Origin of the sequence: Pseudomonas sp. BN415, assembly GCF_029871195.1 — a bacterium.
GTDB lineage: Bacteria > Pseudomonadota > Gammaproteobacteria > Pseudomonadales > Pseudomonadaceae > Metapseudomonas > Metapseudomonas resinovorans.
Genome location: NZ_SSOK01000070.1, coordinates 109,276 through 123,127, shown reverse-complemented (window position 1 = coordinate 123,127; position 13,852 = coordinate 109,276). Strand labels below are relative to the sequence as shown.

The 13,852-nt window shown below is 64.7% G+C and carries 11 protein-coding genes; 7 read left to right on the top strand and 4 right to left on the bottom strand.

The genetic code is table 11. The annotated features are described in order from the left end of the window. Window positions 1–170 precede the first annotated feature (170 nt). Complete coding sequence (locus tag E8F20_RS27020; protein WP_280286494.1) at window positions 171–791, bottom strand: TetR family transcriptional regulator; 621 nt, start codon at window positions 789–791, stop codon at window positions 171–173. 144 nt (window positions 792–935) lie between these two features. Here E8F20_RS27020 and E8F20_RS27015 point away from each other — a divergent pair, with 144 nt between their 5' ends. The 3 genes from E8F20_RS27015 to E8F20_RS27005 all read left to right on the top strand — a co-directional run bounded on the left by E8F20_RS27015 (window position 936) and on the right by E8F20_RS27005 (window position 6,644). After that, window positions 936–2,111 carry an efflux RND transporter periplasmic adaptor subunit gene (locus E8F20_RS27015; RefSeq protein ID WP_280286493.1) on the top strand — a complete coding sequence of 392 codons (1,176 nt, stop codon included), beginning with the start codon at window positions 936–938 and terminating at the stop codon, window positions 2,109–2,111. 13 nt (window positions 2,112–2,124) lie between these two features. Further along, window positions 2,125–5,265 carry an efflux RND transporter permease subunit gene (locus E8F20_RS27010; RefSeq protein ID WP_280286492.1) on the top strand — a complete coding sequence of 1,047 codons (3,141 nt, stop codon included), beginning with the start codon at window positions 2,125–2,127 and terminating at the stop codon, window positions 5,263–5,265. A gap of 188 nt (window positions 5,266–5,453) precedes the next feature. Beyond that, the gene (locus tag E8F20_RS27005) at window positions 5,454–6,644 is read left to right on the top strand and encodes a multidrug effflux MFS transporter (protein WP_280286491.1); all 1,191 of its coding nucleotides are present in this window, start codon (window positions 5,454–5,456) and stop codon (window positions 6,642–6,644) included. Here the strand turns inward: E8F20_RS27005 and E8F20_RS27000 are convergent. From E8F20_RS27000 to E8F20_RS26990, 3 genes are all read right to left on the bottom strand, one after another. Further along, the gene (locus tag E8F20_RS27000) at window positions 6,641–6,820 is read right to left on the bottom strand and encodes a hypothetical protein (protein ID WP_280286490.1); all 180 of its coding nucleotides are present in this window, start codon (window positions 6,818–6,820) and stop codon (window positions 6,641–6,643) included. The two genes, E8F20_RS27005 and E8F20_RS27000, sit on opposite strands and share 4 nt — an antisense overlap. A 106-nt stretch (window positions 6,821–6,926) precedes the next feature. Beyond that, the gene (locus tag E8F20_RS26995; RefSeq protein WP_280286489.1) at window positions 6,927–7,940 is read right to left on the bottom strand and encodes a PAS domain-containing protein; all 1,014 of its coding nucleotides are present in this window, start codon (window positions 7,938–7,940) and stop codon (window positions 6,927–6,929) included. 243 nt (window positions 7,941–8,183) lie between these two features. Next, window positions 8,184–9,200, bottom strand: a complete 1,017-nt coding sequence (locus E8F20_RS26990) for a zinc-binding alcohol dehydrogenase family protein (RefSeq protein WP_280286488.1) — start codon at window positions 9,198–9,200, stop codon at window positions 8,184–8,186. Window positions 9,201–9,301: 101 nt separating this feature from the next. Between E8F20_RS26990 and E8F20_RS26985 the strand changes: the two genes are divergently transcribed. From E8F20_RS26985 to E8F20_RS26970, 4 genes are all read left to right on the top strand, one after another. Further along, entirely contained in the window at window positions 9,302–10,216 is a 915-nt protein-coding gene (locus tag E8F20_RS26985) for a LysR family transcriptional regulator (protein WP_280286487.1), read from the top strand. Between the two features lie 171 nt (window positions 10,217–10,387). Continuing rightward, a complete protein-coding gene (locus tag E8F20_RS26980; RefSeq protein WP_280286486.1) occupies window positions 10,388–12,928 on the top strand; it encodes a PAS domain S-box protein in 2,541 nt (846 codons plus the stop codon). 120 nt (window positions 12,929–13,048) lie between these two features. Next, on the top strand, window positions 13,049–13,315 hold the full coding sequence (locus E8F20_RS26975) for a PepSY domain-containing protein (RefSeq protein WP_280286485.1): 267 nt from the start codon (window positions 13,049–13,051) through the stop codon (window positions 13,313–13,315). Between the two features lie 3 nt (window positions 13,316–13,318). Beyond that, entirely contained in the window at window positions 13,319–13,852 is a 534-nt protein-coding gene (locus E8F20_RS26970; protein WP_280286484.1) for a cytochrome b/b6 domain-containing protein, read from the top strand.

Here is a 13,852-nt window from a genome sequence, read left to right as displayed (position 1 = left end):
TTCGCTGCCCCTGTTGCAAATGAATTCGCCCCCACAACGAGGAGCCGATCTCCGGCATGAGCCCTGTAGGGGTGATTTCAATCGCCAAGCGGACCGCAGGTTCGCCATTGGAGCCTGTGGGTCGGCTGCGCCGCCCTTGGCGAATGGATCCCCCCGCATTGAGCCCGTAATCAGTCCCAGTCCTTCACCAGCCCGCGGAACAGCGCGTCCACCATGGGTGCGGCATCCTGCAGCGGGTCGAACAATTTCGGGTCGCGGGTCCAGTCGCTGAACAGACCGATAACCAGGGCGTGGACCGCTCGGGACGCGTGCAACGGCTTGATGCCCGGGCGCAGCCGTTCGCGGCAGGCAGGGCGGTCGAACAAGGCTTCGCACAGCTGGATGAACTGGTCGACGAAGGCATAGTGGCGCTCTTCGGCCTCCCGCAGTTCCTCGGTGAACTCACAGCGATGCAGCAGGATGTTGAAGATGCGCTTGCGCTGCTCGTCCCGCGCCAGGTTGATGATGGCTTCCAGGCAGAGGTCGCGCAGGGACAGCATCGGGTCCTGACCATTGCAGCCGCACAGGCGGTCGATCATCTGTTCCTGGGGCAGGCGCACCTGGGACAGCATCTCGTGGAACAAGTGGGCCTTGTTCTGGAAATGCCAATAGACCGCGCCACGGGTCACCCCGGCGGCGCGGGCGATCTGTTCCAGGGACGTATGCGCCACGCCGTTTTCCAGGAAAAGGTGCTCGGCAGCGTCGAGGATCGCGACTCGGGTTTTCTCAGCTTCTTCTTTTGTTCTGCGCATAGCAGTTGGGCCAATACTGTCTAGGCTTCTTGTTGGGGAGCGGAGTGTACCGATTTTGCTGGTACATGACCTTTACAGACACGAATGAATGTATAGTTCTGCGCTTGATTCTTTTGCCGACTCGGCACCGTATGGAGACGCCTCATGCCGTTTGCTCGAAACCTTTCCTTCAGCCTTGCACTATTCGTCGCAAGTACCAGTTTTTTTGGCCTTGCGCGCGCAGCTGATGCTCCGGGTGGCGCGCCGCCGGCTCCGGAGGTGGTCGTGGAAACCGCCAAGGCCGCTCCGCTTCCGCTGATTCTCGAGTATGCCGGGCGCACAGCGGGCTTTCGCGAGGTGGAGGTCCGTGCCCAGGTCAGCGGCATCCTCCAGCAGCGAACCTACACCGAAGGCAGCCGGGTGAAGCAGGGGCAGGTGCTGTTTCGCATCGACCCGCGCACCTACGAGGCGGCTCTGGCGCGGGCCAAGGGGGCCCTGGCGCAGGAGCAGGCGCGTTACCGACAGACCGAACGCGACCTCAAGCGTACCCGCGAGCTGCAGAAGAAGGGCTTCGCCAGCGAGAGCGAACTGGATAACGCGATTTCCAATTTCGAACAGAGCAAGGCCAACGTCGAGGCCGCCCAGGCCGAGGTGAAGGCCCGGCAGATCGACCTCGACTACACCACGGTGGAAGCCCCCATCTCCGGCATGACCAGCAAGGAGACCCGTTCCGAAGGCAGCCTAGTGGTGGCCGGCGACCCGAACGGCAGCCTGCTGACCCAACTCACCCAGCTCGATCCCATCTACGTCAACTTCGCCTACCCGGACACTGAAGCCGAGCGCCTGCGCGACGGCGTGAAGAGCGGCAAGGTCGAACTGCCGCCGGACGGCTTGCTCAGCGCGGACCTGAAGTTCGGTGACGGTTCCACCTACCCGCTCTCCGGCCGGGTCGACTTCACCGACAGCTTCGTCAACACAGGCACCGGCACCGTAAGCGCTCGGGCCGTGGTACCCAACCCGGAACAGAAACTGCTGCCCGGCATGTTCGTGCGCGTGCTGGTGAAGGGCTTCACCCGTCCGCAGGCCATTACCCTGCCTGAACGCGCCCTGGCCCAGGGACCGCGCGGCACCTTCGTCTATGTGGTCGACCAGGACGGCATGGCGCGCGTGCGCCAGGTCAAGACCGGCGATACCCGCGATGGCCGCTGGGTGATCGAGTCCGGTGTTACGGCTGGCGACAGGGTGATAGTCGAGGGCCTACCCAAGGTACGCCCCGACTCGCCGGTGAAGGCGGTCGAGGCCAGCAAGGCGCCTGCCGACCAAACCTCCAAACAGTCCTGAAGGAGCGCATAACGTGATCTCGCGCTTCTTTATCGACCGGCCCGTGTTTTCGGCGGTCATCTCCATTGTCATCGTGCTCGCCGGCCTCGCCGCCATGCGCGCACTGCCCATCGCCCAGTACCCGGAAATCCTTCCGCCGCAGGTTTCGGTTTCGGCCGTGTATCCCGGCGCCAGTTCCCAGGTGATCGCCGAAACCGTCGCCGCGCCCCTGGAACAGGAAATCAACGGCGTGGAGGGCATGATCTATCAGCTGTCCAACTCCGACAGCAGCGGCGCCATGAGCCTGACTGTGTACTTCGAGGTGGGGCGCGATCCGGACCAGGCCACCATCGACGTCAACAACAAGGTTCAGGCCGCACTGGCCAAGCTGCCGGAAGAAGTGCGCCGGCAGGGTGTGAAGGTCGAGAAGAAATCCTCCGACATCCTCCAGGTGGTCACCCTCTATTCGCCGGACAATTCCCGCGATCCGATCTTCATCAGCAACTACGCGCTGATCAACGTCATCGACGAGCTGAAGCGGATTCCTGGCGTGGGGGATGCCAGCCAGTTCGGCTCCAAGGACTACTCCATGCGCATCTGGCTGCGGCCGGACAAGCTGGCGCAGTACGATCTCACCCCCACGGATGTGGTCAACGCCATCCGTGAGCAGAACTCCCAGTTCGCCGCCGGCAGCTTTGGTCAGCAGCCGCTGAATCAGGCGCAGGACTTCACATACACCGTCACCACCCAGGGCCGCTTCACCGATCCCAAGGAGTTCGAGAGCGTCATCCTGCGCTCCGATGCCACCGGCGCCAGCCTGTTGCTGAAAGATGTGGCGCGGGTCGAGCTGGGGGCCCAGGACTACTCCCTGATGACCTCGCTGAACGGCCAGCAGAACGCTGCCTTCGGTATTTACTTGCAGCCAGGCGCCAACGCGCTGGACACCGCCGAAGCAGTGAAGTCCACCATGGAGCGGCTGGCCAAGCGCTTCCCCGAAGGCATCACCTACAAGATCCCCTACGACACCACCAAGTTCGTTGAAGTCTCCATCGAAGAGGTGATCCACACCTTCTTCGAGGCCCTGGTACTGGTGGTGCTGGTGGTCTTCATCTTCCTGCAGAACTGGCGTGCCACGCTGATCCCGGTGCTGGCGATCCCCGTGTCGCTGATCGGTACCTTCGCCGGCATGTACATGCTCGGGTTCTCCATCAACCTGCTGACCCTGTTCGGCATGGTGCTGGCGATCGGTATCGTGGTGGACGACGCCATCGTGGTGATCGAGAACGTCGAGCGGGTGATGGCGACCAAGAAGATCGGTGCCCGCGAGGCGGCAATCGAGGCCATGGAAGAGGTGACTGGCCCGATCATTGCGATCGTGCTGGTGCTCTGCGCGGTATTCATCCCGGTGGGCTTCCTCGGCGGCCTGGCCGGGCAGATGTACCAGCAGTTCGCGATCACCATCGCCGTCTCGGTGGTGATCTCCGGCATTGTTGCGCTGACGCTTTCGCCGGCGCTCTGCGCATTGATGCTCAAACCCACTCATGGTGAGCCTGTAGCACCGTTCCGCTGGTTCAACACCTTCTTCGAGCGCATGACGGCGGGTTACGGCGCGGGTGTGCAGTTCTTCCTCAAGCGCGCCCTTATCGGCCTCGTGCTGTTCGGCGGCATGATCGCGCTGATGGTCGTGCTGTTCGGTCGTGTACCGGGTGCCCTGGTGCCGGACGAAGACCAGGGCTACGTGCTCAACGCCTACTTCCTGCCGCCGGCCGCTTCGCTGACTCGCACTGAAGAGCTCACCAGCGCCGTCGGCGAGCAACTGATGAAGCACCCGGCGGTCGAGGACGTGGTTACCTTCGCCGGCTTCGACATCCTCACCTTCGGCACTCGCAGCAATGCCGGGGTTTCCTTCGTGCCACTGAAGGACTGGAGCGAGCGCACCACGCCCGAACTGGACGCACGTAACCTGACGCACACCTTCATGGCCATGGGCGCCGGGCAGAAAGATGGCGTGGTGATGACTTTCAACCCACCGCCGATCACCGGCATGAGTACCACCGGTGGCTTCGAGGCCTATATCCAGGACCGTAGTGGCGGCACCGTGCAGCAATTGGAAGGCGTGGTGCAGAAGTTCGTCGCGGCAGCGGCCAAGCGGCCAGAGCTGGCCGGGGTCAACACCACCTTCAATGCCAACGTGCCGCAGTACTACATCGACCTGGATCGCACCAAGGCTCGCGCCCTGGGCGTTGCGATCAACGATGTGTTCACGGCCATGCAGTCGACGTTCGGCAGTTACTACGTCAACGACTTCACCCTCTACGGCCGTACCTGGCAGGTGAGCCTGCAGTCGGAGCCGGAGTTCCGCCGCAAGCCGGATGACCTCAGCCAGGTCTACGTGCGCTCAGCCAGCGATGACCTCGTGCCGCTGTCATCCCTGGTTCGGGTGGAGCGCATCCTCGGGCCGGACTCCTACGCCCGCTTCAACGTCTACCCGGCTGCCAAGATCCTTGGCGGACCGGCGCAGGGCTACAGTTCCGGCCAGGCGCTGGAGGCGATGCAGGAAGTGGCGGATGAAGTGCTTGGCGAGGACTACACCCTCGGCTGGATCGGTTCGGCCTTCCAGGAACTGGCGTCCCATGGCTCCGGCAGTATCGCGTTCGTTTTCGGCCTGATCATGGTGTTCCTGATCCTCGCCGCCCAGTACGAACGCTGGACCCTCCCGTTGGCGGTGGTCACCGCGGTGCCCTTCGCGGTGTTCGGCGCCATCCTCGCGGTGTGGCTGCGCGGTATCCAGAACGACGTGTACTTCCAGGTCGGCCTGGTGACCCTGATCGGCCTGGGGGCGAAGAACGCCATCCTGATCGTCGAGTTCGCGGTCCTGTGTCGCGAACAGGGCATGAAGCCTGCGCAGGCGGCGCTGGAGGCTGCCAAGCTGCGCTTCCGGCCGATCGTGATGACCTCCCTGGCCTTCATCCTCGGTTGCGTGCCGTTGGCCATCAGTTCGGGCGCCGGTTCGGCAAGTCGCCATTCCATCGGTACCGGGGTGATCGGCGGCATGCTCGCTGCGACCCTGCTGGCGACCTTCCTCATCCCCATGTTCTTCATGCTGGTGGAGCAGGCCTCGGAGTGGCTGGATCGCAAGAAAGCGCCCAAGGCCGAGCAGGCCCATGAGGGTTAGCGGGGTTGTGGAAAACATTGTGGGGGCGAATTCATTCGCTGATGGGCGCGCAGCGCCCTCCTGTGCCGGGCCTGCCGGTCCGGTTAGCGAGTGAATTCACACCCACAGAAGAGCCGCTCCGCCGCGGTCCCCTTTACCCCTGTTACTATCTGGCGCCTTAACCGCAAGGGATGGCGCCAGCCTCGACCATGACTTTCCGCATCCTCCTGCTCCTCGGCGCGCTCAGTGCCTTCGGCCCCATGGCCATCGACTTCTACCTGCCCAGTTTCCCGGCGATTGCCCAGGCCTTCGTCACGGACGTGGAGCATGTGCAACTGACCCTGGCGTCCTACTTCGTCGGCCTGGCCTTCGGTCAGCTCATATACGGCCCGCTGGCGGACCGTTTCGGTCGGCGTCCGCCACTGCTGGTCGGTGTGACCATCTTCACCCTGGCTTCGGTGGCCTGTGCCATGGCACCCAGCCTGGAATGGCTGATAGGGGCACGCTTCGTCCAGGCGCTGGGCGGCTGTGCCGGCATGGTGGTTTCGCGGGCGGTAGTGCGTGACTTGTGTGACCCCATCGGCTCGGCCAAGGCCTTCTCGCAATTGATGCTGGTGATGGGGCTGGCGCCGCTCCTGGCGCCGCTGGGTGGCGGCCTGCTGCTGGAGTTGTTCGGCTGGCAGTCGATCTTCTGGGCACTGACACTGTTCAGCACGCTGGTGCTGCTGGGTATCGCTGCCTGGCTGCCGGAAACCCTCTCAGGCGTGGCTCCCCGCGCGCCCCTGAACGGCGCCCTGGGGCAGTACCGGCGGTTGTTAGGCGACTGGCAGTTCCTCGCCTACGGCATGACCGGTGGCTTTGCCATCGCCGGCATGTTCGCCTACATCGCCGGCTCGCCTTTCGTTTTCATCCAGTTGTATGGCGTACCGCCGGAGCACTACGGCTGGTTGTTCGCCATCAATGCGGCGGGCTTCATCCTGGTGGCGCAAGTCAACGCCTACCTGATGCGATTTCACGGGCCAGCCTTCTGGATGCGGCGGGTGGTCTGGATCTATCTGATGTGTGCGCTGGCGCTGCTGCTGGTGTCCAGCCTGCATACCCAAGCGCTCTGGCCTCTGCTCTTGCCGTTGTTCGGCTGCATCGCCAGTCTGGGATGCATCCTGCCCAACGGCTCGGCCTGCGCCATGGCCGGTCAGGGCCAGAACGCGGGTAGCGCCTCCGCGCTGATGGGCAGTCTGCAATTTGCCGTGGCGGCGGGTGCCGCCGCCCTGGTGGGGGTGCTGCACGACGGCAGCGCCATCCCCCTGGCCCTGGTCATCAGCCTGTGCGGCTGCGCGGCAGTCGCCTGTTCGCTTCTGACCTGGCGCCTCGACCGCAACGGCCAGGCGCCCTTGGGCTAACTCGCGATTCGTCGAGACCCTTCCGGCAGTACGTGAGGAGCCTTCAGGCGCTCCTCAAGGACGCTGACGAATCGGCGTGCTTCGGCTTCACTACGGAAGCTCACCGCGTGCTGGTCCAGGCAGACTTGCCAGCTCGCCCCCTGAGGGGTGGTAGTCGGACGAACGAGAATTTTCACCTCAGTCATCTCCCAATCAAGTGGTGGGGAAATCCAGTGTAGACCTGCGCAGATGACAGAAAATGACGTGGATCAAGCAGCCGACTGGTGGTAATCGCCGTTCGTCCTAGCCCGGCTCGCCGTGACTGGATTGGCTCTGCGGCGCACGCTGCCCGAAGCTATCCAGCAGCTCCTGGTAACGATTCTCGCTTTGCCGCAAAGCGTCTCGCGCAGACTCCAAGGCACTGAAATCGATATCCACGCAGTAGAGCTCCAACTGATTGTGCAGATTGCGTAGCACCAGGTGACTGGAGAACACGGTCACCGGGCTGCCGTCACGGCGTTGCAGGGTCAGCTCGCTGGCGGGAATGGCTGGGCCGCCGATCATCCAGTTGTTGATGTCGGCGATGACCTGGGTGCGCATGGCGGGCGGGATTATCAGGTCTTCGAGATAGCGGCCCATGGCCTGGTCCACTGTGTAGCCGTAGAGCTGTTCGCTGGCGTGGTTCCAGTAGATCACCCGGCGTTGGCGGTCGTAGCCCTGCACGGCAATGCGCGGAGTCTGCTCGAACAACTGGCGGAATCGGAGCTCGCTGGCACGCAGCGCTTCTTCGTCACGCTTCTGGGCGCTGATGTCCTGCACCGTGCCGAAGGAGCGGCCATCGTGCTGTGCTTCTCCGCGCAGGGCCAGCCAGACGGGTGACTGGTCGGCAGGTAGGTTCAAGCGTGCGTTCACTGCCAGCGCAGTGCCGTTCACGAGCAAGGCCTCCAGGCTGCGTTGCACACTGTTGCGGTCGGCCGGATGGAAACGGTTCAGCAGGCCGGTGAGGCTGTCTTCCTCGCTGCAGCCGAGAATTCGCTGGGCGCCCGGGCTCAAGGCGAAGCTTTGCTCATACTCCCAGTTGCCGAGGATGGCGTCGCGCTGCGCCTGCTCCAGTTGCAGGCTAGTGCGCCGCAGGCCCTGGCGTAGCCGTTCGCGACCCAGGCGGTGACGGCGGTCGAGGAAGAAAATCAGCAAGGCGGTAAGCAGGAGTAGTCCGAGAATGCTCAGCGCCCCCGTGCCCCAGACCAGAAGCCAGGCACCGGCGCATAGCAGGTAGAGGCCCGCACGAATGGCGGGCCGGACAAGGGTGGGATGCATCCAGGACCCCGGCAAAGCGGAAGCGATGCGGCGCAGCCGGCCGCTGGCGAAACCAGTGAGATTCTAGTCTCTTTGCATTGGCGTACCGGACCATTCGCCAGTCCATTCGCTCGCCGGTCAGCCAGAAACCCGGCGAAGCCTTTCCACCCGCAGGTAGGGTGGGCTTCAGCCCACCATCAGGTTCCCGGTGGACTGAAGCCTGCGCTGCAAACCGCCTTGTCTACCAGGAGTTCAAGGCGGCTTTCAGTCAAAGCCTTCCAGCACGATCTTGCCCTTGGCCTTGCCGCTTTCCAGCAGGGCATGGGCGCGGCGCAGGTTGGCCGCGTTGATACGGCCGAAGTGCTCGCCCACGGTGGTCTTCAAGACGCCAGCGTCGATCAGTTGGCTGACGCGTTCCAGCAGGCGGTGTTGTTCGAGGATGTCCGGGGTCTGGAACATCGAGCGGGTGTACATGAACTCCCAGTGCAGCGACAGGCTCTTGCGCTTGAGCTTGGCCACGTCCAGCTGCGCCGGGTCGTCGATCAGGCCGAGGCGTCCCTGGGGCGCCAGGGCTTCCACCAACTGGTCAAGGTGCTGGTCGGTCTGGGTCAGGCTGGCCACATGGCTGACCTGGGCATGGCCGGCGCGGCGCAACTCCTCGGCCAGGGGCTGGCTGTGGTCCAGCACCTGATGGGCGCCCAGCTCGCGGACCCAGGCCTGGGTTTGTGCACGCGAAGCGGTGCCGATCACGGTCAGGCCGGTGAGCTGACGGGCCAGTTGCACCAGGATCGAACCGACGCCACCAGCGGCACCCACCACCAGCAGGCTCTGGCCCAGGTCGGTCTTGCCTTCGGCGATTTGCAGGCGGTCGAACAGCAGCTCCCAGGCGGTGATGGAGGTCAGCGGCAAGGCGGCGGCCTGGGCAAAGTCCAGCGTCTTCGGCATATGGCCGACGATGCGTTCGTCCACGCGGTGGAACTCGGCGTTGCCGCCCGGTCGGGTCAGGTCGCCGGCGTAGAACACGCGGTCGCCCGGCTGGAACAGGGTGACGTCGCTACCCACCGCCTTGACCACGCCTGCGACGTCCCAGCCCAGCACCTTGGGTTGACCGGCTTCCGGCGCGGCGTTGCGGCGGACCTTGGTATCCACGGGATTGACGGAAATGGCGCGGACCTCCACCAGCAGGTCGCGCGGACCTGGCTGCGGTTCCGGCAGCTCGATGTCCTGCAGGGACTCGGGGTTATCGATTGGCAGGTTCTGGAAGTAGGCGACGGCTTTCATCGGGATTCTCCGCGTGAGGGCTTGAGGGTCCGCATGGTCGGTTATTTCGCAAACGAGAAAAATCGGCTAGAAAGCGACAGTCTTTCAAAGGGGGTTTGAAAATGCTGCGCCTCGACGATCTCGCCTTGTTCGTCAGCACCGCTGAGCACGGTAGCCTCTCGGCCGCCGCCCGCAAGCTGGACGTCTCGCCCGCTGTGGCCAGCGCCGCACTCAAGCGCCTGGAGCAGCAGCTCGACACCCGCCTCTTCGTGCGGTCCACGCGCAGCCTGCGCTTGACCCCGGAGGGCGAGCAATTCCTCGTCCATGCGCGCAACGCCCTGGCCAGCCTGGAGGAGGGCCAGCGCCAGTTGGCCGGCGGCCGCGAGGACATTGCCGGCCTGTTGCAGCTGTCGGCACCTTCGGACTTTGGCCGCAATGTGCTGTTGCCCTGGCTCGACGAGCTTCAGCGTGAGCACCCCCGCCTCTGCATTCGCCTGCACCTCAGTGACCGGATCGCCGACCTGTATCGCCAGGCTGTGGACATCGCCATCCGCTATGGCGAGCCGGAAGACTCCAGCCTGGTCGCGCTGCCACTGGCCGCCAGCAATCGCCGCGTGCTCTGCGGCTCGCCCGACTACTTCGCCCGCCATGGCCGACCGCGCCAGCCGGAGGACCTGGTCGGGCACAACTGCCTGCTCTACCAACTGGGCGGCCGCGTCCATGACCGCTGGAGTTTCAGCGAGGGGCGCCGTGAGCAGGTGGTGGCGGTGACCGGCAACCGCATCTGCGACGATGCCGATGTGGTGCGGCGCTGGGCGCTGGCCGGGCAGGGGCTAACCTACAAGTCCTGGCTGGATGTGGCTGGCGACATCCAGGCCGGGCGCCTGGAACTGGCCCTGCCGCAGTACCGCGGCCAGGCCACGCCGCTGAACCTGATCTGTGCCCATCGGGCCCAGCTCAGCAAACCGGTGCGCCTGCTCCGCGAGTTCGTCCAGGCGCGTTGCGCCACGCTACTCGTCGGCGCGCCCTGGAGTTGAGTGTCGGTCGCGGCAACGTCGACGTCTGATCGTCGAATTGCTCGGAACTCAGGTTCCGCTATTGTCTGGATGAGCTGTGGCCTGCGTGGAGATTCCCGTGGCTGACTTGTTTCCGACCTGCCTGAATCCTGCCGGGCCCGCGCCCGGCGCCCGCCGTGGGAGACCCGGCTGATGCCCCGTACACGCGAACCAGGCGCTTTCTTGCCGACCTTGTTGTTGGTCTTCTCCGGCTACCTGTTGCTGGCCCTGGGGGCTGTCTGGCTGTCGCGCCAGCCCGGCAGCATCGCCACCCTCTGGTACGCCAACGCCTTCACCGTCGCCCTGCTCTGGGACCAACCGCTGCGCCGCTGGGCGCCGATTCTGGCGGTGGCGATGCTGGCCGACCTGCTGGCCAACCTGGCCTTTGGCGATGGCCTGGCGCTCGCGTCCAGCTTCATTGCGCCCAACCTGCTGGAGATCATTCTTGCCGCGGCATTGTTGCGGGTCAGTGGCGCCGCGTTGCGGATGAACGAAAGCCCTGGGGCCTTCCTGCAGTTCATGTTCTTTGGTGCCCTGTTGCCGCCACTGGTGGGAGCCAGCCTGGGGGCCAGTATCCTCGCCTGGCAGGGGCTGGACTCCTTCGAACGTGGCTGGATGTACTGGGTCGAGGGCGCCATGCTCGGTGCTGTCTCGGTGCTGCCCCTGGCGGTCTGGATGCGCCAGCACAGCTGGTGGGAGTTCATTGGCGAGCGTCGTCGCCACGAGTTGCTGCTCTACGGCGGCCTGGTGCTGTTCGGCACCCCCTTTGCCTTACTGCTGTTGCCCTTCCCCTTCGTCTACCTGTCCCTGCCGCTGATATTCGCCGCAGTGCGCCTGACCTTCGCCAGTACTGCGCTGCTGGTGGCCATGACGTCGGTGAGCGGTGGCCTGATCATCGCCCTCGGCCTGCTCGATACCCCGGCCCTGGAAAAAGGCTGGCGCGACCTGCTGGTCTACCTGCCGTTGCTGCTGGCCTTGTTGCCGGCCCTGCTGCTGGCGTCGGCGGTCGAGCAATTGCGCAAGCGCCGTCGCGAGCTGGCGGCGAGTGAAACGCGCTTTCGCGACGCCATGGACCACTCCGCCATCGGCATGGCCCTGGTGGGGCTGGACGGCCGCTGGCAGCGGGTCAACCATGCCCTGTGCGACATGCTTGGCTACAGCGAGGATGAACTCACCGCGTTGAGCTTCCACGACCTCACCCACCCCGAAGACCTCGCCGACGACCTCGAACTGGTCCGGGAAGTCCTCTCCGGGCGGCGCCACAGCTATCGCCTGGAGAAGCGCTACCTGCACAAGAGCGGCCGGGAAATCTGGGGCCTTCTGGCGGTATCCCTGGTGCGCGACCATGAGGGCGAGCCGATGTATTTCATCTCGCAGATCGAGGATATCGACCGGCGCAAGCGTGCCGAAGAGCGCGAAGCGGAACTGGCGCGGCGCTACTCGGTGGCCACCGAAGCCAGCGGTGTCGGTGTCTGGGAATGGGACCTGGCCAGCGACCGCCTGCTCTGGGACGAAGGCATGTGCCGCCTCTACGGCCGCAGCCTTGGCGACGAGCTGTCCTACGCCGATTGGCGCGCCCACCTGCACCCGGACGATGCCGAGCGGGCCGAGCGCGAAGTGCTGGCCGCACGGGAAGGCAGTCGTCGACTGGACATCGAATTCCGCATCCGTCGCGCCGATGGCGGCCAGCGGGTGCTCAAGGGACATGCGCGTCTGGTCTGTGATGCCGACGGCACGCCGCTGCGCATGGTCGGTACCAACTGGGACGTCAGCGAGCTTCGCCAGTTGGCCGAACGCCTGCACGACGAGCGCGAGCGGTTGCAGGTGACCCTCGACGCCATCGGCGACGGCGTCATCACCACCGACCTGGAAGGCCGGGTCAGCTTCCTCAACCCGGTGGCCGTGCGTCTGAGTGGTTGGCAGAGCGACGAGGCCCAGGGGTTGCCGATCGAACAGGTCCTGTTGCTGGAGGGCGAAGACGGCCGCCTGGTTCCCAACCCGGTGCGCGAATGCCTGGAGCAGGGCAGTGCCACCAGCCTCCAGGGCCTCGCCTCGCTGCGCCACCCGGCTGGCGGCACCATCGCCCTGCGCGGTCAGGCGGCCCCCATGCGCAGTGGTGACGGCACCCTGCTGGGCAGCGTTCTGGTGCTTACCGACGTCAGCGAGGCGCGGGCCATGCAGAAACACCTGCGCTATGCCGCCACCCACGACGCCCTCACCGGCCTGCTCAACCGTCCGGCCTTCGAGGATGCACTCGCCGAAAGCTGTCGCGACGTACTGCAGAACGATGGCAGCAGCGTGCTCTGCTTCATCGACCTCGACCGTTTCAAGCAGGTCAACGACAGCGCCGGCCACGCCGCCGGCGATGAACTGCTGCGCCAGCTCGCGCGGCTGATGCAATCCCAGGTCCGCGCTGGGGACCAACTGGCGCGCCTGGGGGGCGACGAGTTCGCCCTGATCTTGCGCAGTTGCCCTTTGCCTCAGGCCGAACTGCTGGCAGCGCGGCTGATCGCGCAGATCCAGGGCGTGGTGCTGGAGTGGGAAGGGCAACAGTTTCGCGTGGGCGCCAGCATCGGCATGTCCTGCATCCACAGCTCTAACGCGCAGCCTGCAGAACTCCTGAAACAGGCTGATACAGCTTGTTACCGAGCCAAGCACGCAGGTCGGGGTCAATTTGCTGTCGAACATCGCTGAGACCGGCCGGCCCCGAAATGACAGTCTTCCAAGGCTGGCCTAATCTCCTTCGACATGGCAGTGAATGAGAAAGCATTGCATTGCCTTTAGCCAAAGCACATACAACTTGAGGTCATTACCATGCGTAAGCTCCTGCTTCTTTCTCTGGCCCTCATCAGCCCGCTGACTTTCGCCAAGACCGAATGCACCACAGCCGACAAGGCCACCTGGCAAGACCAGACCAAGTTCCAGGACGACCTCAAGTCCCAGGGTTACGACATCAAGAAATTCAAGGTGACCGAGGGCAATTGCTACGAGATCTACGGCTGGGACAAGGACAAGCGCAAGGTCGAGATCTACTTCAACCCGGTCGACGGCAAGGTGGTCAAGCAGGAGATCGAGGACTGACCCGTGAGCGCTGACACCGTTCGTCTCTGGGACCCGGTGATCAGGATCGGTCATTGGTCTCTTGTGGCGGCCTTCATCGGCGACTACTTCCTCAACGAGGCAGGTGACGGCTGGCACCGCTGGCTCGGCTACTACGCCGTGGCGGTGGTGCTGGTGCGGCTGGTCTGGGGCTTCGTCGGCCCCCGGCCGGCGCGCTGGGCGGATTTCTGGCCGCGTCCGGCACGCCTGCTGGCCCACGCCAAGGCGCTGCTTTCCGGCGGTCACATGCACCGCTTAGGGCACTCGCCCCTGGGCGGGCTGGTGATGATTCTCATGCTGCTGCTGATGCTGGGGCTGGGCGTCACCGGTTTCCTGATGGAAGAAATCGACTACTTCTGGGGCGAGGACCTGCCCCGGGATATCCATGTCTTCATGGCCGACAGCCTGTTCTGGCTGGCCTGCGTGCATGTCACGGCGGCGCTGGTGGAAAGCGTGCGCACGCGCGAGAACCTGCCGTGGTCCATGGTGACCGGACGGCGCAAGGCAACCCACGACTAA